The 20,412-nt window shown below is 54.4% G+C and carries 23 protein-coding genes, 1 pseudogene and 1 other annotated feature; of the genes and pseudogenes, 7 read left to right on the top strand and 17 right to left on the bottom strand.

Translation table 11 applies throughout. The annotated features are described in order from the left end of the window. Positions 1 to 11: 11 nt before the first annotated feature. Positions 12 to 848 (top strand): ion transporter, encoded by an 837-nt coding sequence (locus tag ACOTX7_RS11250; RefSeq protein ID WP_221256091.1) that lies wholly within the window; start codon positions 12 to 14, stop codon positions 846 to 848. 31 nt (positions 849 to 879) lie between these two features. Here ACOTX7_RS11250 and ACOTX7_RS11245 read toward each other — a convergent pair whose 3' ends face one another. Both ACOTX7_RS11245 and cls read right to left on the bottom strand, forming a co-directional pair. Continuing rightward, positions 880 to 1,209 (bottom strand): HI1450 family dsDNA-mimic protein, encoded by a 330-nt coding sequence (locus ACOTX7_RS11245; RefSeq protein ID WP_023292232.1) that lies wholly within the window; start codon positions 1,207 to 1,209, stop codon positions 880 to 882. Positions 1,210 to 1,242: 33 nt separating this feature from the next. Then, a complete protein-coding gene (cls, locus tag ACOTX7_RS11240; RefSeq protein WP_003856750.1) occupies positions 1,243 to 2,703 on the bottom strand; it encodes a cardiolipin synthase in 1,461 nt (486 codons plus the stop codon). A gap of 142 nt (positions 2,704 to 2,845) precedes the next feature. Between cls and ACOTX7_RS11235 the strand changes: the two genes are divergently transcribed. From ACOTX7_RS11235 to leuE, 4 genes and pseudogenes are all read left to right on the top strand, one after another. Then, positions 2,846 to 3,019: a YciY family protein gene (locus ACOTX7_RS11235; protein WP_017384232.1), complete on the top strand. Its 174-nt coding sequence runs from the start codon at positions 2,846 to 2,848 to the stop codon at positions 3,017 to 3,019. Between the two features lie 131 nt (positions 3,020 to 3,150). Beyond that, positions 3,151 to 3,264 (top strand): annotated as a pseudogene (locus ACOTX7_RS11230) (KPN_01571 family protein); the annotation flags it as partial. 11 nt (positions 3,265 to 3,275) lie between these two features. Further along, a complete protein-coding gene (locus ACOTX7_RS11225) occupies positions 3,276 to 3,686 on the top strand; it encodes an Exc2 family lipoprotein (RefSeq protein ID WP_047353338.1) in 411 nt (136 codons plus the stop codon). A 67-nt stretch (positions 3,687 to 3,753) separates the two neighbouring features. Then, on the top strand, positions 3,754 to 4,389 hold the full coding sequence (leuE, locus tag ACOTX7_RS11220) for a leucine efflux protein LeuE (RefSeq protein ID WP_006810877.1): 636 nt from the start codon (positions 3,754 to 3,756) through the stop codon (positions 4,387 to 4,389). Between the two features lie 34 nt (positions 4,390 to 4,423). On the opposite strand, the gene ACOTX7_RS11215 is transcribed toward leuE, so the two are convergent. Continuing rightward, entirely contained in the window at positions 4,424 to 4,720 is a 297-nt protein-coding gene (locus tag ACOTX7_RS11215) for a YciI family protein (protein ID WP_221256090.1), read from the bottom strand. A 221-nt stretch (positions 4,721 to 4,941) separates the two neighbouring features. On the opposite strand from ACOTX7_RS11215, the gene tonB reads away from it, so the two are divergent. Further along, positions 4,942 to 5,670, top strand: a complete 729-nt coding sequence (tonB, locus tag ACOTX7_RS11210) for a TonB system transport protein TonB (RefSeq protein WP_032673866.1) — start codon at positions 4,942 to 4,944, stop codon at positions 5,668 to 5,670. A gap of 38 nt (positions 5,671 to 5,708) precedes the next feature. On the opposite strand, the gene yciA is transcribed toward tonB, so the two are convergent. From yciA to ACOTX7_RS11185, 5 genes are all read right to left on the bottom strand, one after another. Next, complete coding sequence (gene yciA / locus ACOTX7_RS11205) at positions 5,709 to 6,104, bottom strand: acyl-CoA thioester hydrolase YciA (RefSeq protein ID WP_006810875.1); 396 nt, start codon at positions 6,102 to 6,104, stop codon at positions 5,709 to 5,711. Positions 6,105 to 6,202: 98 nt separating this feature from the next. Next, the gene (locus ACOTX7_RS11200) at positions 6,203 to 8,344 is read right to left on the bottom strand and encodes a TonB-dependent siderophore receptor (RefSeq protein WP_313771850.1); all 2,142 of its coding nucleotides are present in this window, start codon (positions 8,342 to 8,344) and stop codon (positions 6,203 to 6,205) included. Between the two features lie 224 nt (positions 8,345 to 8,568). Then, positions 8,569 to 9,108: a septation protein A gene (locus ACOTX7_RS11195; RefSeq protein WP_047353334.1), complete on the bottom strand. Its 540-nt coding sequence runs from the start codon at positions 9,106 to 9,108 to the stop codon at positions 8,569 to 8,571. A 13-nt stretch (positions 9,109 to 9,121) separates the two neighbouring features. Further along, a complete protein-coding gene (locus ACOTX7_RS11190) occupies positions 9,122 to 9,865 on the bottom strand; it encodes a YciC family protein (protein WP_045347760.1) in 744 nt (247 codons plus the stop codon). A 25-nt stretch (positions 9,866 to 9,890) separates the two neighbouring features. After that, entirely contained in the window at positions 9,891 to 10,295 is a 405-nt protein-coding gene (locus tag ACOTX7_RS11185; RefSeq protein ID WP_214591960.1) for a YkgJ family cysteine cluster protein, read from the bottom strand. A gap of 282 nt (positions 10,296 to 10,577) precedes the next feature. Here ACOTX7_RS11185 and ompW point away from each other — a divergent pair, with 282 nt between their 5' ends. Beyond that, positions 10,578 to 11,210, top strand: coding sequence for an outer membrane protein OmpW (ompW, locus tag ACOTX7_RS11180; protein ID WP_006810871.1), 633 nt, complete (start codon positions 10,578 to 10,580; stop codon positions 11,208 to 11,210). A 39-nt stretch (positions 11,211 to 11,249) separates the two neighbouring features. Here ompW and ACOTX7_RS11175 read toward each other — a convergent pair whose 3' ends face one another. The 9 genes from ACOTX7_RS11175 to trpL form a co-directional block, all read right to left on the bottom strand. Beyond that, complete coding sequence (locus ACOTX7_RS11175; protein WP_226865019.1) at positions 11,250 to 11,531, bottom strand: hypothetical protein; 282 nt, start codon at positions 11,529 to 11,531, stop codon at positions 11,250 to 11,252. Between the two features lie 479 nt (positions 11,532 to 12,010). After that, complete coding sequence (gene yedF / locus ACOTX7_RS11170) at positions 12,011 to 12,244, bottom strand: sulfurtransferase-like selenium metabolism protein YedF (RefSeq protein WP_003856774.1); 234 nt, start codon at positions 12,242 to 12,244, stop codon at positions 12,011 to 12,013. After that, positions 12,241 to 13,452 carry a selenium metabolism membrane protein YedE/FdhT gene (gene yedE / locus ACOTX7_RS11165; protein ID WP_221256088.1) on the bottom strand — a complete coding sequence of 404 codons (1,212 nt, stop codon included), beginning with the start codon at positions 13,450 to 13,452 and terminating at the stop codon, positions 12,241 to 12,243. The genes yedF and yedE overlap by 4 nt, the downstream gene beginning before the upstream one ends. A 175-nt stretch (positions 13,453 to 13,627) precedes the next feature. Beyond that, entirely contained in the window at positions 13,628 to 14,437 is an 810-nt protein-coding gene (gene trpA, locus ACOTX7_RS11160) for a tryptophan synthase subunit alpha (protein ID WP_006810867.1), read from the bottom strand. After that, on the bottom strand, positions 14,437 to 15,630 hold the full coding sequence (trpB, locus tag ACOTX7_RS11155; protein WP_221256087.1) for a tryptophan synthase subunit beta: 1,194 nt from the start codon (positions 15,628 to 15,630) through the stop codon (positions 14,437 to 14,439). The genes trpA and trpB overlap by 1 nt, the downstream gene beginning before the upstream one ends. 10 nt (positions 15,631 to 15,640) lie before the next feature. Continuing rightward, positions 15,641 to 16,999, bottom strand: coding sequence for a bifunctional indole-3-glycerol-phosphate synthase TrpC/phosphoribosylanthranilate isomerase TrpF (trpCF, locus tag ACOTX7_RS11150; protein ID WP_221813579.1), 1,359 nt, complete (start codon positions 16,997 to 16,999; stop codon positions 15,641 to 15,643). A gap of 3 nt (positions 17,000 to 17,002) precedes the next feature. Continuing rightward, a complete protein-coding gene (trpD, locus tag ACOTX7_RS11145; protein WP_221256085.1) occupies positions 17,003 to 18,598 on the bottom strand; it encodes a bifunctional anthranilate synthase glutamate amidotransferase component TrpG/anthranilate phosphoribosyltransferase TrpD in 1,596 nt (531 codons plus the stop codon). Then, positions 18,598 to 20,160 carry an anthranilate synthase component 1 gene (locus ACOTX7_RS11140; protein ID WP_205921661.1) on the bottom strand — a complete coding sequence of 521 codons (1,563 nt, stop codon included), beginning with the start codon at positions 20,158 to 20,160 and terminating at the stop codon, positions 18,598 to 18,600. Before ACOTX7_RS11140 ends, trpD begins: the two co-directional genes overlap by 1 nt. 23 nt (positions 20,161 to 20,183) lie before the next feature. Further along, positions 20,184 to 20,277, bottom strand: a sequence feature (Trp leader region). Beyond that, positions 20,254 to 20,298, bottom strand: coding sequence for a trp operon leader peptide (trpL, locus tag ACOTX7_RS11135; RefSeq protein ID WP_125357719.1), 45 nt, complete (start codon positions 20,296 to 20,298; stop codon positions 20,254 to 20,256). It overlaps the preceding feature by 24 nt. Positions 20,299 to 20,412 lie beyond the last annotated feature (114 nt).

Here is a 20,412-nt window from a genome sequence, read left to right as displayed (position 1 = left end):
TCGAGGTTAATGTGTCGCGATTATTCACGTCGGCCCGTCAGCGGCTGTATCACCTTTTATTTGATCCTGAAACGGTTTCCGGTCGCCGCTTCGAAGGTCTGTGTGGTTTATTTGCGCTGATTAGCGTCATTATTATCTTTATCGAATCCGGCGCCGGAACGCAGTACCACATGACGTATGAGGAGTGGCACGTTTTCGTCTGGCTGGAATTGGTTGTCACGCTGGTGTTTACCGCAGAATATGTACTGAGAGTCATTAGCTGGCCAAATCCGGCGAAATACGTTTTCAGCTTCTGGGGATTTATTGATTTAGCCACCATCCTGCCGCTGTATGTCATGTGGCTGTGGCCTGAGATTAGCCTGAATTATGTGTTTGCCTGGCGCGCAATGCGGGCGATTCGCGTGTTACGAATTCTGAAACTGCTGCGCTTTATGCCGTCGCTACGGGTTTTTTGGGTCGCCATTGTCAGCGCCCGCCACCAGCTTATTCTCTTCTATTCGTTTATTGCTATCGTGATGATCGTTTTTGGTACGCTGATGTATTTAATCGAAGGGCAGAAATACGGTTTTGCCACGCTTAATGCGTCTGTCTACTGGGCTATCGTTACGGTGACGACCGTGGGCTATGGCGATATTACGCCGCATACACCGCTGGGACGGATTGTGGCATCGGTACTGATCCTGATTGGCTATTCGGTGATAGCGATACCGACGGGGCTAATTACCACCCATATGAGCAGCGCTTTTCAGAACAGCAAACAGCAACGCAAATGTCCGAAGTGTCAGCAGGGGAATCATGAACCCGGCGCGCGGTTTTGTCACCGCTGTGGAAATGCTTTATCGGATTAAATAAAAAAGGCTGCAATCGCAGCCTTTTTTATTATTCGCGCCAGAGTATGTGGCACAGCTTATGGTCTTTCTCGCGGCACAGCAGGACGCGGGCAAAGACATCGTTAATTTCTCCGCCGTCTTCATCTGCCAGACCAATGACCACCTCGGCGAAGAAGTCCGGGTTAAGGTCAAAATCGACGTGTTCGGCCCAGTCTTCAGACGGATCGAACAGCTCAGCACCGCCACGCTCTTCAAATTGCAGGTTGAAAAGAATGACGTCAGCAGGGTCGAGATTATCGACCGCCAGCTCGAGAAAAATATCGTAGGCCTGTTCGAGCGTTTCGTCTTCGGTCAGGCGATTGTTCAGATCCATTTCCATGATGACTACCTGTTAAACATCGTTGGGCACGTTTTACAGCAACGGACTAAAGAAGTAAAACAGTCGTTCGGCAATTCGCTGCCACAGCGGACGTTTCGCCCACAGTCTGGCGTCCAGCAGGCGTGAGCGGGAGATATAATCGTCCTGCACCGCCGCCAGATCGCCGCCGAACCCGGCGTCATCAATGACCAGCGTAATTTCAAAATTCAGCCATAAACTGCGCATATCGAGGTTGACGGTACCCACCAGGCTCAGCTCGCCGTCCACCAGCACGCTCTTGGTGTGTAACAACCCGCCTTCGAACTGATAAATTTTAACCCCTGCGGCCAGCAGTTCACTAAAGAACGCGCGGCTTGCCCAGCCGACCAGCAGCGAATCGTTCTTGCGCGGCATAATAATGCTCACATCAACCCCGCGCTGCGCCGCAGTACAGATGGCATGCAGAAGGTCGTCGCTGGGAACGAAATAGGGCGTCGTCATGATCAAATATTCCCGCGCGGAGTACGCGGCGGTCAGCAGTGCCTGATGGATCAGATCTTCCGGGAAGCCAGGACCAGAGGCGATGGTGTGGATAGTGTGCCCGCTGGCTTCTTCAAACGGCATGATATTGCCGTCCGGCGGTGGGGGCAGAATACGTTTACCGGTTTCAATTTCCCAGTCGCAGGAATAGACGATGCCCATTGAGGTTGCGATCGGTCCTTCCATACGTGCCATCAGATCGATCCATTGCCCCACGCCGGAATCCTGCTTGAAGAAGCGAGGATCAACCATATTCATGCTGCCGGTGTAGGCGATATAGTTATCGATCAGGACCATTTTACGGTGCTGGCGGAGATCCATGCGGCGCAGAAAGACGCGGAAAAGATTCACTTTCAGCGCCTCGACCACCTCAATACCGGCGTTGCGCATCATGCCTGCCCACGGGCTACGGAAAAAGGCCACGCTGCCCGCGGAATCCAGCATCAGGCGGCAGTGGATACCGCGACGTGCAGCAGCCATCAGCGATTCGGCGACCTGGTCCGCCATGCCGCCCGGCTGCCAGATATAAAACACCATCTCAATATTATGCCGGGCGAGCTGAATGTCACGGATCAGCGCCTGCATCACATCATCGGAAGAGGTCATCAGTTGCAACTGATTGCCTTTTACCCCAGCAATACCCTGGCGGCGTTCGCACAGCTTGAACAGGGAGGCGGCCACGCTGCTGTTCTCTTCGGCGAAGATATGCTTGCAGGCTTTGAGATCGGCAAGCCATTTCGCCGTGGAAGGCCACATGGCGCGGGCGCGTTCGGCACGGCGTTTACCCAGATGAAGTTCACCGAAAGAGAGATAGGCGATGATGCCCACCAGCGGCAGAATGTAGATAATCAGAAGCCAGGCCATGGCGGAAGGGACCGCTCTGCGTTTCATCAGAATGCGTAACGTCACCCCGGCAATTAACAGCCAGTATCCTAAAATGACCAGCCAACTCACCACGGTGTAGAAGGTTGTCATAAATAAAAAATCCTTTTGAAAGCGTATTGTTATGAGTTTACGCATCAGGATTCATCTGGCAAATAAAAAGGCAGATAAAAGCGCTGGTTTGCCGCCTGCTTAGGCATATAATGGCATCTCTGTTAGAGAAAGAGTTGTAGACATGAAGCGCAGTAGAACTGAAGTTGGGCGCTGGCGCATGTTGCGACAGGTGAGTCGTCGTAAGGCTCGTTGGCTGGAGGCACAATCCCGCCGCAATATGCGTATCCACGCCATCAGAAAATGTGGCCTGAACAGACACCGTAACGCGCTGTTGTTCGCGGTCCAGGACATCTGAAAAGCATGAGGGGCACCGTAAAGGTGCCCATTAAACATCCAGGCTATCAATTTTTGCAGTCTCCTCCCATCTGCTTCCACGATATACTAAGTCCCCTAACGTCATGATATTAAAAGACGAATCCTTATCTCTGCATTTTTATCGTACTTATGGCGCTCGATGCGCTCAGGGAAGACTCAGGACTTTCGTCAGTTTCCTCATTGGCAAATTATGTTTTCGCATGGGGAAGACATTGGCTTTATTAAAGGAAAAAAGGATGAACGTAAAAGTGATAGCAGCACTCTTCGGGATTGCGATATTAAGCGGTTGTGCCAGCAGCAAAACCTCACCTGAACGGCACGCGTTTTATTTCGTGTCGCATCAGTCCAGCTTTACTGGCGGCAATTACACCTCCAGCGTGCAGAAAAATTATCAGCTGAACGTGGCGCAGTTCCGCGAGCTTTATGCGCAGGGCAAAGCTGACCGCGCGGAAGGGCGGACTCAGGCTGAAGCCAGTGAATATGCGCAAAGCATTCGCGATCAGCTGAAAGAGAATGCGAAGTCGCAGGAATTGTTTGCAGGCAATGCGAAGGATAAATGGTCTTCGGATATGGACAGTAAAGATGCCATATTATTTGGTAACGAACTGGCCGCGACTTATCTTGATGGCTATAACGGCGTACAATAGCGCAACTGATTTAGGGGATACCGTAATTACCGGTATCCCCGCTGTTTTTAAGCAAAAGGAGTAAGACGTGTTTGCGGAGTTTGGTGTACTGAATTTCTGGACCTATGTTGTCGGCGCATTCTTTATTGTGCTGGTTCCAGGACCGAACACCTTGTTTGTGCTGAAAACAGGGATTGGCCACGGCGTTAAAAAAGGCTATCTGGCAGCCACCGGTGTGTTTATTGGTGACGCCGTGCTGATGTTTCTGGCCTGGGCGGGCGTCGCCGCGTTGATCCAGACCACGCCGGTTTTATTTAATATTGTCCGCTATCTGGGCGCGTTTTATCTGCTGTGGCTCGGCGGAAAAATGCTCTGGTCCGTTATGACGCGTCAAAAAAATGCGCACGAAAGTAGCGCCGAACCGGCAAGCGCGATCCTTAAACGTTCGCTGGTGCTGAGCCTGACGAACCCGAAAGCGATTCTCTTTTACGTGTCGTTCTTCGTACAGTTCATTGATGTTAATGCGAAGAATACCGGCACATCGTTCCTGATCCTCGCCACAACGCTTGAGCTGATCAGCTTCATGTACATGAGCTTCCTGATTTTCTCTGGCGCGTTTGTTACGCGTTACCTGAAAACCAAAAAGAAACTGGCGAAGCTGGGGAACGGGCTGATAGGCCTGCTGTTTGTCGGATTTGCGGCGAGGCTGGCGTCGCTGCACTGAATGAAGAAAAGGCTCCTGAGGGAGCCTTTTCGTTTCAGAACACTTTTTTATACGGGCGAATCGTGACTTTCTCGTACACGCCAGCTGCGACGTACGGGTCTGCTTCTGCCCAGGCCTGCGCGGCTTCCAGAGATTCAAACTCGGCAATCACCGTGGAGCCGGTAAAACCCGCCGCGCCCGGATCGTTGCTGTCAACGGCAGGCATCGGACCTGCGGTCAGCAACCGGCCTTCATCCTGTAGCAACTGTAGGCGCGCCAGATGGGCAGGGCGAACGGAAAGACGTTTTTCCAGAGAACCAGGTACATCTTCAGCGTAAATCACGTAAAGCACGGCAAAGCTCCTTAAGCGGTAAAAGTGACAATTACGTTATGTGAAAGCACAAATGACTGCAATGTAAAGATAATAACAATGTTAAAACCCTGATCTGGATGCCCCTTTTTTGCCCTCTTGTACGCTTAAATTGCGCCAGAACAAAGTGTCTTATTGAATATGATTGCTATTTGCATTTAAAATCGAGGTTCGGTTTTTTAACGTTGATGATTATGACTTCGATGACCCTTGATTTACCTCGCCGCTTTCCATGGCCGACGCTGCTTTCCGTCGTTATTCACGGTGCTGTCGTGGCGGGTCTACTCTATACCTCGGTTCATCAGGTTATTGAAATGCCAGCGCCAGCGCAGCCAATTTCTGTGACCATGGTATCGCCTGCGGATCTTGAGCCGCCACAGGTTGCGCCGCCACCGCCACAGCCCGTTGTTGAACCTGAGCCGGAACCCGAGCCGATTCCTGAACCGCCTAAAGAAGCGCCGGTGGTGATCCACAAGCCAGAGCCGAAACCGAAGCCGAAACCGAAGCCAAAACCCAAGCCGGTTAAAAAGGTGGAAGAACGCCCGAAACGTGAAGTGCGGCCGGTAGAGCCACGCGCCACGCAGCCGGTTGAAAACACCGCCCCGTCGCGTCCGCTGATGAATAACACCACGACCGCGACAAAACCGACGGTAACGGCGCCAGCAGGCCCGCGCGCACTGAGCCGAAACCAGCCGCAGTACCCGGCGCGTGCTCAGGCGTTACGTATTGAAGGGCGTGTACGGGTGAAATTTGACGTTACGGCTGATGGACGTGTGGATAATGTGGAAATTCTGTCCGCACAGCCCGCGAATATGTTTGAGCGTGAAGTCAAATCGGCCATGCGCAGGTGGCGCTATGAAGCCGGTAAACCCGGCAATGGGTTGATTGTGAACATTGTCTTCCGCCTGAACGGCGGGGCACAGATGGAATAAAAGAAGCCTCCGCAAGGAGGCTTCTTTTTACCTGAGGATCAGTCCCGTGGGAGCTGACGAGGCTTACCGTCGCTATCCACCGCGACATAGATGAATAATGCCTCTGTCGCCTTATAGCGCTGACCAATCGGTTCAGAAGAGACTTTTTTCACCCACACCTCAATGTTGATGGAGACAGACGTATTGCCGCGTTTTACGCAGCGTGCGTAACAGCACACTACATCACCCACCGCAACCGGACGCAGGAAGGTCATGCCATCTACCCGGACGGTTACCACGCGCCCATGCGCAATCTCTTTGGCCAGGATTGCACCGCCCATATCCATTTGCGACATCAACCAGCCGCCAAAAATATCGCCATTGGCATTCGTATCCGCAGGCATTGCCAGTGTGCGTAAAACCAGTTCGCCCTGAGGGGCGTCATTTGTTGTCATTGTTTTTAAACTCGTAACTGAAGACTTCAGGCGGGATGCTACTATGATTTCTGGCTGGAGAGAATAGGGTTAGCGCCCGCAGAGCAGGCGCCTGAGGGTCAGAAGGAGAGGGTCACGCCTGCGTAATACGCACGGCCTGGTTCGTTATAGGTCGATGCACCGTCATTTTCTCGGTAAATCTGCTTATCAAAGAGGTTGCTGATCCCGGCATTCAGGCGGAGATCTTTTGTCAGCTGATAATTGCTGCCGATCCCAACGATGGAATAGGCGCCAATCTCTTTATCTGACATCGCATTCTGCTCTTTGCGGATTTCAGCATTTTCTCTTGGCTTCTGGCGGCCATACATCGTCCAGCTAAGGTTCGCTGAAAGTTTACTGTTAACCTGCCAGTCGAGCATCGTGTTGACGGTATATTTTGGAATAATCGACAGAGGGTTGCCGGTGTCTTTACTTTCAGACTGAATCATATACGTCGCATTGGTACGCCAGGTTAGCGTGTCGCGGATAACCGGGACGGTGAGGTTGCCTTCCAGCCCCTCAACAACAGCCTTTCCTCCGTTCTGCCACTGAAGGATATTTGCGCCGCTGCTTGTCTGGCCCAGCACATTCGTTCCTGAAACAATCTTGTTTTTGTAATCGTTGCGGAACCAGGTTATGCCAGCCTCGTAGCCTTCCAGCGCAAAGGCCAGGCCAATCTCTTTGTTCACGCTGATTTCAGGATCCAGATCCGGGTTACCTAACAGGTAACAGCTTCCTTCGGAAACGTTGTTCGGGCAGCCATTTCCGCGGGTGGAAAGCAGATAGCCTTCGCTGGATTGATACAGGTTTGGCGCTTTAAATACCCGAGCGATACCTGCTTTAACCTTGAACATGTCGCCCAAATCCTGAGAGAGGTTCAGGCTCGGGCTCCAGTTGCTGCCAAACTGATTGTGATAATCAAAGCGGATCCCTGGGATCAGGTTGGTGCCCTGGCGCGCTTCAATATTATCCTCAAGATAGATGCCAGTGAGGTCAGCGCTGTTTTTGCTGTTGCGCTCAGAAGCCGTACCGGGAACGCCGTTAATCACTTCTCCCGACACATTTGTCGCCTGCATTGAGGCCGGATCGTTCAGTTCATCACGGTTCCATTCTGCACCGACGGTTAGCGTCTGTTCGACCAGCCAGAAGAAAGGAATGTTCAGTTCACCCGTTGAACGGTATGACTCCAGCCGGCTGGTATCGTATTTATCGCTATTGATCATCCCCTCAACTTTGCCCGTAGAGCCTTCTTCCAGGCGGGTGTTGTTGGTCTTTTCATAATAAACACCGAACTTTGACTGACCCCAGTCCCAGATGCCGTTGTGCGTAATGCCATAAGACTGGCGGTACATTCGGTTCGTTTCGTGTCCATACAGGGACGACACCAAACCGTCAGGGCTGACGTTGCTGTTGCTGTATTGAGTATCACCCGCGTAGATATTGCCCTGGCGGCTGTAGCTGTAGTCGAAATCGATAATCTGCTGTGGCGTGAGTTTCCAGGAGAGCAGGGCATTAATGTCCTTGTTGCGCACGCCTTCACGTCCGGCGGCGTAAGAGCCATTTTGCGCGGTGTTGATGTCCTGCGCATCTGCGTCAGTTTTGTTGATATTCCCGTACAGGCGCATCGTTAACGCATCGCCCGCAAGGGGGCCGCTCAGATCAAAATTAGCGCGTTTCGTCGCTCCCTCTTTATCATTTTCAGGCTGGTTAGTGTACAGGGAGAGCGAGCCGTGCCAGTCGTTGGTCGGGCGTTTGGTAATGATGTTGACGACGCCGCCAGCCGCCCCCGAACCATAGCGGGCGGCAGCAGGTCCCCGGAGCACTTCAATGCGCTCAACCATCTCTGGCGGAACCCAGTTGGTATCTCCGCGGGTGTCGCGCTCCCCGCGCCAGCTGTAGCGCACCGAGTTACGTGACGTCACCGGCACACCGTCAATCAGAATCAGCGTGTTCTCCGGCCCCATACCGCGGATGTCGACCTGGCGATTGTTACCGCGGCTGCCTGTCGCGCTGTTTCCGGTGAGGTTAACCCCGGGCATTTTGCGAATAATTTCAGAAAGATCGTTAACCGGTGGATCCTTTTCTATGTCCTTTGCCGTGATGATGGAAACCCCCGGCTGTTGCTTCAGCGCCTCTTCAGCGGTGGCCTGAACAACCATTGTTTCACCATCGGCGAGAGGATCTTCCGCTGCGTGTGCGCTCTGGTATAACGTTGAAAGAATGGCGAGCGTAAGTTTGCCGGGGCAAATCTTATTATGTTATTCATCAACTCATTTCCATTTGTTAAAAATGCGATGACGAATATTAATGATAGTCATTCTCATTACAATAAAGTGACAGCAATCTCCATAAAATCTTCATGATTCAGCCATTTTCGCAGGAAGGTTGTAGAGAAAAGAGGAGGCGGGAAAAGAGGCCAGATCGCGCGGCGATCTGGCCCGAAGGATTACTGCTTGTCATCCTGCGGCATGTGGCGATAAATATAAACGCCGCTGAGCAGGGTGAAGATAAGGGTCAGTGCCGTCAGGCCAAACACCTTGAAGTTGACCCAGATATTCTGCGGCAGCCAGAAAGCGATGTAGATATTCGCCAGACCACAGAGAATAAAAAATAGCGCCCAGGCGATATTCAGACGTCCCCACACTGCCTGCGGCAGCGTCAGTTCTTTCCCCAGCATGCGCTGGATCAGCGGCTTCTTCATCACCCACTGGCTGATGAGCAGCGCGCCCGCAAACAGGCCGTAAATCACCGTGACCTTCCATTTGATAAATTCATCATTGTGGAAGAACAACGTCAGACCACCAAACACCGCCACCATCAGGAAGGTGATAAGCGCCATCTTTTCAACTTTGCGATAGCGAACCCAGCTGTAAATCAGCACCACAGCCGTTGCCACAATCAGCGCCAGCGTGCCGGCATAAATGTCGTACAGCTTATAAAAAGCGAAAAATACGATCAGCGGTAAAAAATCAAGAAACTGCTTCATTCTGCGATCCCAGTTACTGACGAATTAACATGTACAGGCGGAACAAATAGACCAGCAGCACGGCTGAAATCAGATTGCTCAGCGTATTGGCGACAACCGCTCCGACGTTTGGCGTTAACACCGCAAAATTCGGCGCAAACAGCAATAGCAGAGTCTTGGCCAGCAACCAGCTGATAACGGCCGGGGCAACCAGACGCATATTCGCCCACGCGAGCCTTATGCTGCTGCGCATGGCGGTGAAAATGCCCATTTTGTCCTGCACAACCATTACTGGCGCGAATGAAAGTACGATAGCCAGCAGCACGCCCGGAACAACCACCAGCATTATCCCCATCTGGACCAGCAGCGTGGTCAGGAAAATGAGGATAAACAGTTTCGGCAGTACCGGCGCACTGGCCCCGATTGCACGTAACGCGCTGACGCGTTGTCCGGCAGACACCAGCTGGATCATCAGCAGCACGCCACCCGCCAGAATGGCGTTGCCAATCAGGCCCGAGAAGGTAGAGGCCGCAGATGCGCGCAGCAAGATTTGCTGTTGCTCTGGCGTCATATTCTGCACAAGGTCAAACAACCCTGCGCTGCCTGCAAGATGATCCCCCTGGCTCAGCGTGGCAATCTGTTCATCACTGGGTGAGAACGCATGACCCAGCACCACCGTAATAAAGGCGCACAACAACGCGATCAGTAAAAAGGTAATGAACTGATTGCGGAAAAAATTTCCCGTGTCACGGTAGACAGACTTCGCCGTGATAGACATGCACTCTCCTTGAGTATTGCAGGTGTTAATTAGCCGGCAATTGTACACCGGATAACACGCTGGTGGCAGCATCAAGGCTTGTATGGAAAAGCATATCTTTGTAAAGCGGCGGTAATCCATAGCGGGCGCGGGCGCGATTGCATGCCTCATTGACCTGTCCATCCTCTCCCGACATCGCGAAAGCGCGACACGGGCTGGGGCGATCCGCGTAAATAGAACAGCGTGTGGATACCCCAGGCTCACCTTGCAGCGCCACACAGCGGCTCTGTTTTTGGTTCGTGCCGCGCATACAGCGCAGAAAAGGGGTTAAGGGTTCTGTGAGATCAACCGGAACGGTGCCGCCGCCATCGCTGGCTTCAGCCCAGTAGAAAGAGACTCGAAAATACGCACAACAGGCTCCGCACGTCATGCACGGGTTATGATCACTCATGGCACACCTGCAAAAGAAGAACGCATCAAATCACATTGTGAGAGCGATAAATTATCCAGCCGCTACAGGAAGCGCAAGAGAGGGGAAACAGAAAATTTTGTAACCATGAAATGCCAAAAATTGACGTCGTAACAACTTATTGCTTTATGAGGCGTCACTAAAAATTAACCTAGATCAATGAATGTTAACTTACTGGTTTTAATGTGATCTGTGTTAGATCACTTATTACTCATTTGTGAGTATATTCTCCTCCGCAATTAAAACCACAACGATGGAGCGGATATGAAAAAATTAGCGGTGGCAGCCCTTATCTTAAGCAGTCTCTCTGGCGGCGCGTACGCGCATGAAGCAGGCGAATTCTTTATTCGTGCCGGTTCGGCAACGGTACGTCCAACGGAAGGGTCCGACAATGTACTGGGTATGGGCGGGTTCAACGTCAGCAATAACACCCAGTTAGGCCTGACGTTTACGTATATGGCAACGGATAACATTGGCGTCGAGCTTTTAGCCGCCACGCCATTCCGTCACCGCGTCGGTTTAGGTCCGACCGGGGACATTGCCACGGTTCACCATTTACCCCCAACGCTGATGGCGCAGTGGTACTTTGGCGATTCCAGCAGCAAGGTGCGCCCTTATATTGGGGCAGGTGTTAACTACACCACCTTCTTTGATGAGAAATTTAACGATACCGGAAAAGAGGCCGGGCTTTCCGACCTTAGTCTGAAAGACTCGTGGGGCGTGGCGGGGCAGGTTGGTCTGGATTACCTGATTAACCGTGACTGGCTGATCAACGCCTCGGTCTGGTACATGGATATTGATACCGACGTTCGCTTCAAGGCGGGCGGTGAGCAGCAGAGTATCAGTACCCGTCTGGATCCGTGGGTATTTATGTTCTCTGCGGGTTACCGTTTCTGATGCGTAAAAAACTGGCCGCATAGCGGCCAGTGTCGAACGTCAAAAGAATGGATAAACGGGGCGTTCGTCCAGCTTCATGCAGTGCCTGAGCGTCGATTCGCCATCATACAGGTAGCTGAACGCATCGCGTGAAATGGAATGGAAAAGAACATCCCCGTTTGCAAAAGGAATAATTTCGGTATCACCGACACGCTTATGACCCGCGCCGGTTTCAAAATGCCCGGGCCACTTTTCCTGGGTGTGGTCGTAGACGTGCAGAATGACTTCGACCAGGCCGCGTTCCGGGCAGTTCAGCCGCAAAAACGTCGATGAGAAATTCAAAGACGAAACGTGAAATGAGATAAAAAAAAGCAAAAATCCAAAACATCTAAACAACATCAACTCATTAAAGCCATACTCAAACCAGACGTAAGATTTTACTTAAGTATAAAATTTTCCTGTTGCTGTGGATCAATAAGAGTTACTTTTCAATAACGTATATATTAAGCCTTCCTTGCCCGGTATTTCTCTGGAAACGATATATCCCTGAAAGGACGTTAATTGCTGTAAGGTGGTTCTTCCATTCATCTGGCTGGAGGGAATATCCCCAACATCAAATTTGAGTGTCCGGTATGTGCAGGCAAACAGTTTCATTTCACCACGTTTAGCCCGACGTACAGCCAACCTCATGGTGCGGTCTGTTCAGTTTGCGGTACCCGCCTCACCCCCCATTCATGCCTCCCCAAACTTAAAAGGCGACGGTGGCTAAAGCCAGCAAGCTGAAACAAGGCCTCCCGTAGAGGCCTTTTTTGTACCGGGAGTTACTTCTGAATCAAATACCGTATGGTCGGCCCGTCCTGCTGGATATCCAGCACGGTATAGCCGTGGTTTTTGGCATCAAGCGGAATGTTATTGATGGATTGCGGACAATCGCTCACCACCTCCAGAATTTCCCCTTTTTTGAGCTGCGGTAGCGCTTCAAGCGTGGCGACGGCCGGGTAAGGGCAAGGTTCACCCACCATATCGAGACGATAGTCAGGCACGATCTCTTTCATGCGGCATTCTCCTGGGTTTCAATTTTGACGGTGGCGCGTCGGAAGAAGCGCTTCTCTTGCGCAACAACCAGCAAGAAGGCGATCAGCAGCAGGGCATAGGTCACCATCAGTCCTCCGAGCGGACCAAAGGTATTCAGCAGATTAACCTTGTCCCAGTTTGTTGCCAGTAACGGTGAGACGTCATCCCAGTAGTACGCCAGGACGGTAGAGCCAATCACATTACCCAGACCGACCCACCAGTAATGCACCTGACCTTCCACGGCGCGATACATCCAGCCAGTTTCACACCCGCCCGCCAGCACGATGCCGAAACCAAACAACAGCCCGCCAATGACCGCATTAGGACCGGTCCACATGATTTTCGGTTCCACACCGAGCTGAACGTAGCTGAAGATGCCGATCGCGCTCACGGCCATCCCGGCAATAATGGCTTTCGCCATCATGGTGCGTCCGGTGATCCACATATCGCGAAACGCGGAGGTGAAGCAGATCTGCGCGCGTTCAATCAGCAGACCAAAACCGACGCCGAACAGCATGGCCAGGCCGAGTTTTGGCTGATTCATTGCCGTGCAAATCGCCCAGGCAACCATGGCAAAAAAGACCAGCATACCGAGGCGAAAGCGACGACGCGCCTGATCGGGCTTTTGCGTTAACGGAGAGGCAGCGCTGACTTTCGTCATTTTCACCGGAATACGGAACAGCGGCAGCAGGGTAAATTTCGCACCGAAGTATGAGCCGATGGCGGTGGCGACGGCAAAGAACCAGGCATGCAGCGAGAACTGCGGAATACCGGTGAAGAACGCGGCAAGATTACAGCCCATCGCCAGACGAGCGCCAAATCCGGCAATGATGCCGCCAGCCACGGCCTGCAAAATGCGGATGCGGCTTTTCGGCAGGCGCAGCTTAACGTTATTGGCCCACAGCGCGGCCGCAAAACAGCCGCCGAACATGCCAATGATCATCATCCCGTCGATGCGGGTCAGGGGGGTGCCCTCAAGATGGATCAGTTTGAAATAGCCCCACTCTTCGGCATGTACGCCTGCCAGCTGCAATAGCTGCCCACCCCAGCGGGTAAACTCGCCCGTCACAGCCCAGAAGGTGCCGGTGATACCGAAATAATAAGTAGAGAGAATGCCTGCCGCGATAACGGCCGGAACGGGTGACCAGAACTTAACCAGGTAAGTCTGTTTGAAGGAATGCCATGACATGAATAACCTCTGAACTCAGAAGGGTAACGCTAAAAAGAGTCCAGATCATACGCTTACGCGAAAGATTGAAAAGTCATTCACGCTAAAAATATCGACAGGATCAATTCTGACCTGTTCTTTCGGGGAGAGTGAGAGGGGAAAACCGTCTGACGCCGGGGCCAGACGGTGTTAACGGTTACGCTTTGCGCGTGGCCGCTTTCATTGACGTGACGAATGCGTGTAACTCAGCCAGCATCTGCTCTGGCTTATCTACGTTCTTCTCAATAATTTTCACGATAGCCGAACCGGAAATGGCCCCGGCGGCTTTCGCGTCAATTGCCGCAGTAACCTGCTCCGGAGAGGAAATCCCGAAGCCCTGAAGCGGCGGTGCGGCATGGTATTCTGCCAGCTTCTCCACCAGATGATGCAGCGGCAGCGCGGCTTTGTTTTCCGCACCGGTGACGCCCGCACGTGAGAGCAGGTAGGTATAACCCCGTCCGTAAGAGGCAATCTGGCGCATCAGAACGTCATCGGCATTCGGTGGACAGATGAAAATCGGCGCAACGTTGTGGCGCATCGCCGCCTGACGGAACGGCGCAGACTCTTCAACCGGCACGTCTGCCACCAGCACCGAGTCGACACCCACTCGGGCACATTCGGCATAAAATTCATCAATACCGCGGCTGAACACCAGGTTGGCGTACATCAGCAGGCCGATCGGAATGGTCGGGTGCTTCTGACGAATTGCCGCCAGCATTTCGAAGCACTGGCTCGGCGTCACGCCCGCGGCAAACGCACGAAGCGTCGCGTTCTGGATGGTCGGGCCATCCGCCAGCGGATCGGAGAAGGGAATACCCAATTCCAGCGCGTCGGCACCGGCATCAATCAGGGTGTCGATAATCTTCAGCGACTGCTCCGGGCCGGGGTCGCCCAGCGTCACGAAGGGAACGAACGCGCCTTCCTGGCGGGCTTTCAGTTGTGCAAATGCGTTGTCGTAGCGTTCCATCAAATTTCCCCTCGTGCTTTCAGAATATCGTGAACGGTAAAGATGTCTTTGTCCCCGCGACCGGAAAGGTTCACCACCAAAAGCTGCTCTTTCTCCGGGTTCGCTTTCATCATTTTCAGCGCGTGCGCCAGAGCATGGGAAGACTCAAGCGCCGGGATGATCCCTTCACTGCGGCACAGCGTTTTGAAGGCCTCCAGCGCTTCGTCATCGGTGATGGAGACGTAATCCGCGCGGCCGGTGCTGTTGAGGAACGCGTGCTGCGGCCCCACGGACGGGAAATCCAGCCCGGCAGAGATCGAGTAAGACTCCTCAATCTGACCTTCCTCGGTCTGCATCATCGGGGCCTTCATACCGAAGTAGATCCCCACGCGGCCATGCTTCAGCGGCGCACCGTGCTCGCCCGTTTCAATCCCGTGACCGGCAGGCTCAACGCCAATCAGCCCAACGCTGGTTTCATCGATAAAGTCGGCAAACATGCCAATGGCGTTAGAGCCGCCGCCAACGCAGGCGATCACCGCATCCGGCAGGCGACCCTCTTTTTCGAGGATCTGCGTTTTGGTCTCTTCACCAATCATGCGCTGGAATTCGCGCACGATGGTCGGGAACGGGTGCGGGCCCGCCGCGGTGCCGAGCATATAGTGCGCGGTTTCGTAGCTGCCAGACCAGTCGCGCAGCGCTTCGTTACAGGCATCTTTCAGCGTCGCGGAACCGCTGTGCACCGGGATCACTTCCGCCCCCATCAGACGCATGCGGAACACGTTCGGCGACTGGCGCTCAACGTCCTTCGCCCCCATATAGATGCGGCACTTCAGGCCGAGCAGGGCGCTGGCGAGGGCGGAGGCCACACCGTGCTGTCCCGCGCCGGTTTCGGCGATGATTTCGGTTTTCCCCATCCGCTTCGCGAGAAGCGCCTGGCCAAGCACCTGGTTAGTTTTATGCGCGCCGCCGTGCAGCAGATCTTCACGCTTAAGATAGAGCGTGGTTTTGGTGCCTTCGGTCAGGTTACGGCATTTGGTCAGGGCAGTTGGACGGCCTGCATAGTTTTTCAGCAGGTCAGTAAACTCCGCCTGAAACGCCGGATCTTTCTGGGCGTTCACGAACGCTTCTTCCAGCTGGCGCAGCGCGGGCATCAGGATTTGTGGGACGTACATCCCACCGAACTCACCAAAATACGGGTTAAGTAATGTCGTCATCTTCTCTTCCTTAATATGCACGCAGAGTTTTAAATACCGAGGCCAGCTTACTGGCGTCTTTTATGCCCGGTTGGGACTCTACGCCTGAATTGAAATCGAGGCCGGCGCAGCCGGTTTTGGCCGCTTCCACACAGTTATCGGGGCTTAATCCCCCCGCCAGCAGGACATTGTCCAGCACTTCGCCACGCAGCAGTGACCAGTCGAAACGCTGCCCCGTGCCGCCCTGGCCGTTGTCGAGCACGTATTTAGCCACATGGTTCAGGTTACGCGCGGGCAGGGTGGCGCCAACTCTTTGCGCTTTCCAGATCTGAATCTGAGGCGCCAGAACATGTCGCAGAGCATCGATGTATGCCTGATCTTCATCGCCGTGCAGCTGAACCGCGCTCAGGGATAACGCGTCCGCTTTTGCCGCAACAATGTTGATATCCGCATTGCGGAACACGCCCACGTAGCTGAGTGGAGCAGCCGCCATCACCTTGCGCGCCTGCTCCTCATTAACGGCACGAGGCGAGGACTCAACAAAGATCAGACCGCCATAGATTGCGCCTGCTTCATACGCGGCCTGCGCGTCCTGTTCACGGGTCAGGCCGCACACTTTGTTCTCACCCAACAGCACGCGGCGCACCGCTGCATTAAGATCATCATGTTCCATCATGGCGGAACCAATCAGGAAACCGTTGGCAAAGTGGCTGAGTTCACGCACCTGGGCGTAGCTGTTAATCCCGGATTCGCTGATCACCGTGACGCCCGCGCCCAGACGCGGCGCAAGCTGGCGCGTACGGTTGAGGTCAATCGACAGGTCGCGCAGGTCGCGGTTGTTAATGCCGACCACTTTGGCTTCCAGTGCAATCGCGCGCTCAAGCTCTTCTTCATTACTCACTTCGGTCAGCACGCCCATATTCAGGCTGTGCGCGACGGCGGAGAGCTGGCGATACTGTTCGTCGTCCAGCACTGAGAGCATCAGCAGGCAGGCATCGGCCTGGTAAAAGCGCGCCAGCCAGATCTGATACGGGTCGATAATAAAGTCTTTGCACAGAATCGGCTGCGGCGCGATGCCGCTGACAACAGGCAGAAAATCGAAGCTGCCCTGGAAATATTTCTCATCCGTCAGCACAGAAATGGCAGACGCATGATGCCTGTAGATACCGGCAATACGCGCCGGGTCGAAATCGTCACGGATCACGCCTTTGGACGGAGACGCTTTTTTACACTCCAGAATAAACGCGGTACGCGCGCCCTGGAGCGCATCATAAAAACGACGGCTGCTCGGAACGACGTCATTCTGAAAACTGGCGAGCGGCTGCTGTTGCTTACGGGCTTCCACCCAGATGGCCTTATCGGCGACGATTTTCGCTAAAACGGTCTGCATTATTTACCCTCTTGCCGCAAGTGCGGTAACGCGATCGTAAGCTGCACCGGAGCGCAGTACATCCAGAACTTTTTGGGCGTTGGCTTTCAGATCTTCCTCGCCATGTAAACGCATCAGCATGGCAACGTTGGCCGCCACGGCGGCCTCATGGGCGGCCTCACCTTTACCTTGTAATAAGCGCGTGAGAATGTCACGGTTTTCTTCCGGCGTACCGCCCGCCAGGGCGTCCTGATGGTACGGGGTCAAACCGAAGTCAGCGGCCTCAAGCTGATAGTTCAGCACTTCGCCGTTAATCAGTTCGGCCACCAGCGTCGGTGCATGCAGAGAAACTTCATCCATCCCGCCGCTGTGTACCACGGCGGCACGTTTGTAACCCAGGACGCGCAGCGTCTCCGCAATCGGCAGCACCAGTTCCGGGCTGTAAACGCCGATCAGCGCCAGCGGCGGGTGTGCCGGGTTAATGAGTGGACCGAGCACATTAAACAGCGTGCGGGTTTTAAGCTGCTGGCGAACCGGCATCGCGTGGCGGAAACCGGTGTGATACTTCGGCGCAAACAGGAAACAAACGCCCAGGTCATCCAGCGCTTCACGGGAACGCTCGGCGTTCATCTCCAGGTTGATGCCGAAAGCCGCCAGCAGGTCGGACGATCCGGAGCGGCTGGAGACACTGCGGTTGCCGTGTTTCGCTACTTTCAGACCGCACGCCGCAGCCACAAAGGCGCTGGCGGTAGAAATATTGATACTGTTACTGCCGTCGCCACCGGTCCCGACAATGTCGGCAAACGGATAGTCTGGGCGCGGGAACGGGGCGGCATTTTCCAGCAGAGCCGTGGCCGCACCGGCGATCTCCTGCGGGCTTTCGCCGCGCACCTTCATGCTTACCAGCGCAGCGGCCAGCTGCTCAGGCTTCAGCTCGCCACGCACGACGGCGGAGAAAAGCTGGTGGCTCTCCTGCTGGCTCAGGGTCTGGGCCTGATACAGTTTTTCCAGAATCGGTTGCAGGGTGTTGGTCTGCTCCAGCTTTTGCAGCGCCCAGTCAAGCGTTTGCTCCAGCAGGCGCGCGCCGTTCGAGGTCAAAATAGACTCCGGGTGGAACTGCATCCCGCAGACGCGATCCGCATCGTGACGCACCGCCATCACCATCCCTTCAAACGAGGCGTTAATGGTCAGCCCGGCCGGAATGTTGCTGCCGACAAGCGAGTGGTAACGCGCCACCGGAAGTGGGTTTGGCAGCCCGGCAAACATCGCCTGACCGTCATGTTCAATACTTGACGCTTTGCCATGCAGGATCTCCCCTGCCTGACCCACGTAACCGCCGTAGGCTTCGACAATCGCCTGGTGACCAAGGCAGATACCGATAATTGGCAGCTTGCCGCGCATACGGGTCAACAGCTCAGGCATACAGCCCGCTTCGCTCGGCGCGCCTGGCCCCGGGGAGAGCATCAGCACCGGGTTTTGCATGGTCGCCAGACGGTCTATCAGCGTCTGGGCGGGAACGTGGTTGCGATAGATAACGACGTTGTGACCATTCGCACGCAGCTGATCTGCCAGGTTATAGGTAAAGGAGTCGATATTATCGAGCAGCAGAATGTCAGCCATCAGAAAATCTCCTGTGCATGGTGAGCGGTAGCAATGGCACGCAGTACCGCGCGCGCCTTACTGCGGGTTTCGTCAGCTTCCGACTGCGGAACAGAATCCAGCACAATCCCGGCCCCGGCCTGGACGGTAGCAATGCCGTCTTCAACGTAGGCGGAGCGGATCACAATGCAAGTATCAAGATCGCCGTGAGCGGTGAAATAGCCCACGGCGCCACCGTAGCTGCCGCGACGGCGTCCTTCCGCTTCGGCGATAAGCTGCATCGCACGGACTTTCGGCGCGCCGCTCAGCGTGCCCATGTTCATGCAGGCGCGGTAGGCGTGCAGAACGTCGAGGTCGTGGCGCAGCTCACCCACAACGCGGGAGACCAGGTGCATGACGAAGGAGTAGCGGTCGACTTTGGTCAGGTCTGCCACATAGCGGCTGCCCGGCGTGCAAATACGCGCCAGATCGTTACGCGCCAGATCGACCAACATCAGGTGTTCGGAGAGTTCTTTGTGGTCGGTACGCATCTCCAGTTCGATGCGGCTGTCGAGATCGCGATCCAGGGAGCCATCGGCACGACGACCGCGCGGACGGGTGCCCGCAATCGGGTAGATCTCAATCTGGCGGCTGGTGGCGTCATATTTCAGCGAGCTTTCCGGCGAGGCGCCGAACAGGGTGAAATCGTTGTCCTGCATGAAGAACATATACGGGCTTGGGTTGCTTTTCTTCAGCACGTCGTAGGCCGCCAGCGGTGACGGGCAGGGCAGTGAGAAGCGGCGGGACGGCACCACCTGGAAAATTTCCCCGGCACGAATCGCTTTTTGCATCTGGCGAACCACCGCGCCGTATTGATCGTCGGTCTGGTTAACATCGCATGTCATCTTTTCCACGCGCTGTACGGGCAGCGCAGGTGGCGCTTCGGTCATTTGCTGTTGCAGTTGAGCGATGCGCTGCTCAAGGCGGTTTTTCTCAGAGGCCGACGGCGTGAACAGGCTGGCCTGGATGCGGGTATATTTTTTCTGATGGTCGATCACCAGCAGGGTTTCGGCCAGGTAGAAGCAGTAGTCCGGGCAACGGTTACCCTGCTCGGTTTCCGGTAAATCCTCAAAACCGGCAACCAGGTCGTAAGCGAACAGCCCGCCAAAAAACATCGCTTCGCGCTCATCTTCCGGCACGGTCACCAGATTTTGCAGCAGGCGGAAAGCGTCGAAAACGGACAGCGAGCAGAGGCGGGCATCTTCATCCAGCAGCTGGCTTACCGGTGGGAAATGCAGAATTCGCAGATCCGGGTGGCGCTCATTTTCAATGCCTGAAGGCAGAGCCGCATCCAGCAGCGGCAGCAGCGATGCGCCATTGTCAGACAACGCCTTAATGGTGACGGTGTCACCCAATGCGGTAATGCGCAGCGCGCTGTCAACCAGCAGCAGGCTTTTGAGATCGTCCTTGCTGTCGATGTCAGCCGATTCCAGCAGCAGTGTCGCGGGACGTGCGCCGCACACCTGATGAAACAGCGCGGTAGGGTTATGGCGATAGGCCGCCTCGCAGGTCAGCAGTTCGAGATGTGGTTTGGCTGTTTGCATGTTGTTGTTCTCATATTCTGTTCAAAAAAAAGCCCGCTTGAAGCGGGCCGGGTATCTGTTTGCTTTTCGCAGACGCGTGACACTGCCCGAAGATCAGGAAGTACGCCACCAACCGTGCAGAGCAAAATGTGTTGTCATTTTCAGATACCTTTCTCGTGTGAACTTGCGTACTAGTTAACTAGTTCGATAGCGTGTTGTCAACCCCTGATTTCAGTATTTCACGGTTAGTCGGTATCATAGGGGCTTCGGATG

This window comes from Enterobacter cloacae complex sp. IR5418 (assembly GCF_049238105.1).
Lineage (GTDB): Bacteria > Pseudomonadota > Gammaproteobacteria > Enterobacterales > Enterobacteriaceae > Enterobacter > Enterobacter hormaechei.
Note: the sequence above shows the minus strand (reverse complement) of the source record. Positions and strands in the feature narration are given on the sequence as shown.

What these genes read in the sequence shown, in the direction of transcription:
- ompW (WP_006810871.1), top strand. Translation starts at nt 10,578, where the DNA reads ATGAAAAAATTAGCGGTGGCAGCCCTTATCTTAAGCAGTCTCTCTGGC.
- trpCF (WP_221813579.1), bottom strand. Translation starts at nt 16,999, where the DNA reads ATGCAGACCGTTTTAGCGAAAATCGTCGCCGATAAGGCCATCTGGGTG.
- yedF (WP_003856774.1), bottom strand. Translation starts at nt 12,244, where the DNA reads ATGAAAGAGATCGTGCCTGACTATCGTCTCGATATGGTGGGTGAACCT.
- ACOTX7_RS11190 (WP_045347760.1), bottom strand. Translation starts at nt 9,865, where the DNA reads ATGTCTATCACGGCGAAGTCTGTCTACCGTGACACGGGAAATTTTTTC.
- trpB (WP_221256087.1), bottom strand. Translation starts at nt 15,630, where the DNA reads ATGACGACATTACTTAACCCGTATTTTGGTGAGTTCGGTGGGATGTAC.
- cls (WP_003856750.1), bottom strand. Translation starts at nt 2,703, where the DNA reads ATGACAACCTTCTACACCGTGGTGAGTTGGCTGGTCATTTTAGGATAC.
- ACOTX7_RS11140 (WP_205921661.1), bottom strand. Translation starts at nt 20,160, where the DNA reads ATGCAAACAGCCAAACCACATCTCGAACTGCTGACCTGCGAGGCGGCC.
- ACOTX7_RS11195 (WP_047353334.1), bottom strand. Translation starts at nt 9,108, where the DNA reads ATGAAGCAGTTTCTTGATTTTTTACCGCTGATCGTATTTTTCGCTTTT.
- tonB (WP_032673866.1), top strand. Translation starts at nt 4,942, where the DNA reads ATGACCCTTGATTTACCTCGCCGCTTTCCATGGCCGACGCTGCTTTCC.
- ACOTX7_RS11235 (WP_017384232.1), top strand. Translation starts at nt 2,846, where the DNA reads ATGAAGCGCAGTAGAACTGAAGTTGGGCGCTGGCGCATGTTGCGACAG.
- yciA (WP_006810875.1), bottom strand. Translation starts at nt 6,104, where the DNA reads ATGACAACAAATGACGCCCCTCAGGGCGAACTGGTTTTACGCACACTG.
- trpD (WP_221256085.1), bottom strand. Translation starts at nt 18,598, where the DNA reads ATGGCTGACATTCTGCTGCTCGATAATATCGACTCCTTTACCTATAAC.
- yedE (WP_221256088.1), bottom strand. Translation starts at nt 13,452, where the DNA reads ATGTCATGGCATTCCTTCAAACAGACTTACCTGGTTAAGTTCTGGTCA.
- ACOTX7_RS11245 (WP_023292232.1), bottom strand. Translation starts at nt 1,209, where the DNA reads ATGGAAATGGATCTGAACAATCGCCTGACCGAAGACGAAACGCTCGAA.
- ACOTX7_RS11225 (WP_047353338.1), top strand. Translation starts at nt 3,276, where the DNA reads ATGAACGTAAAAGTGATAGCAGCACTCTTCGGGATTGCGATATTAAGC.
- trpA (WP_006810867.1), bottom strand. Translation starts at nt 14,437, where the DNA reads ATGGAACGCTACGACAACGCATTTGCACAACTGAAAGCCCGCCAGGAA.
- ACOTX7_RS11185 (WP_214591960.1), bottom strand. Translation starts at nt 10,295, where the DNA reads ATGAGTGATCATAACCCGTGCATGACGTGCGGAGCCTGTTGTGCGTAT.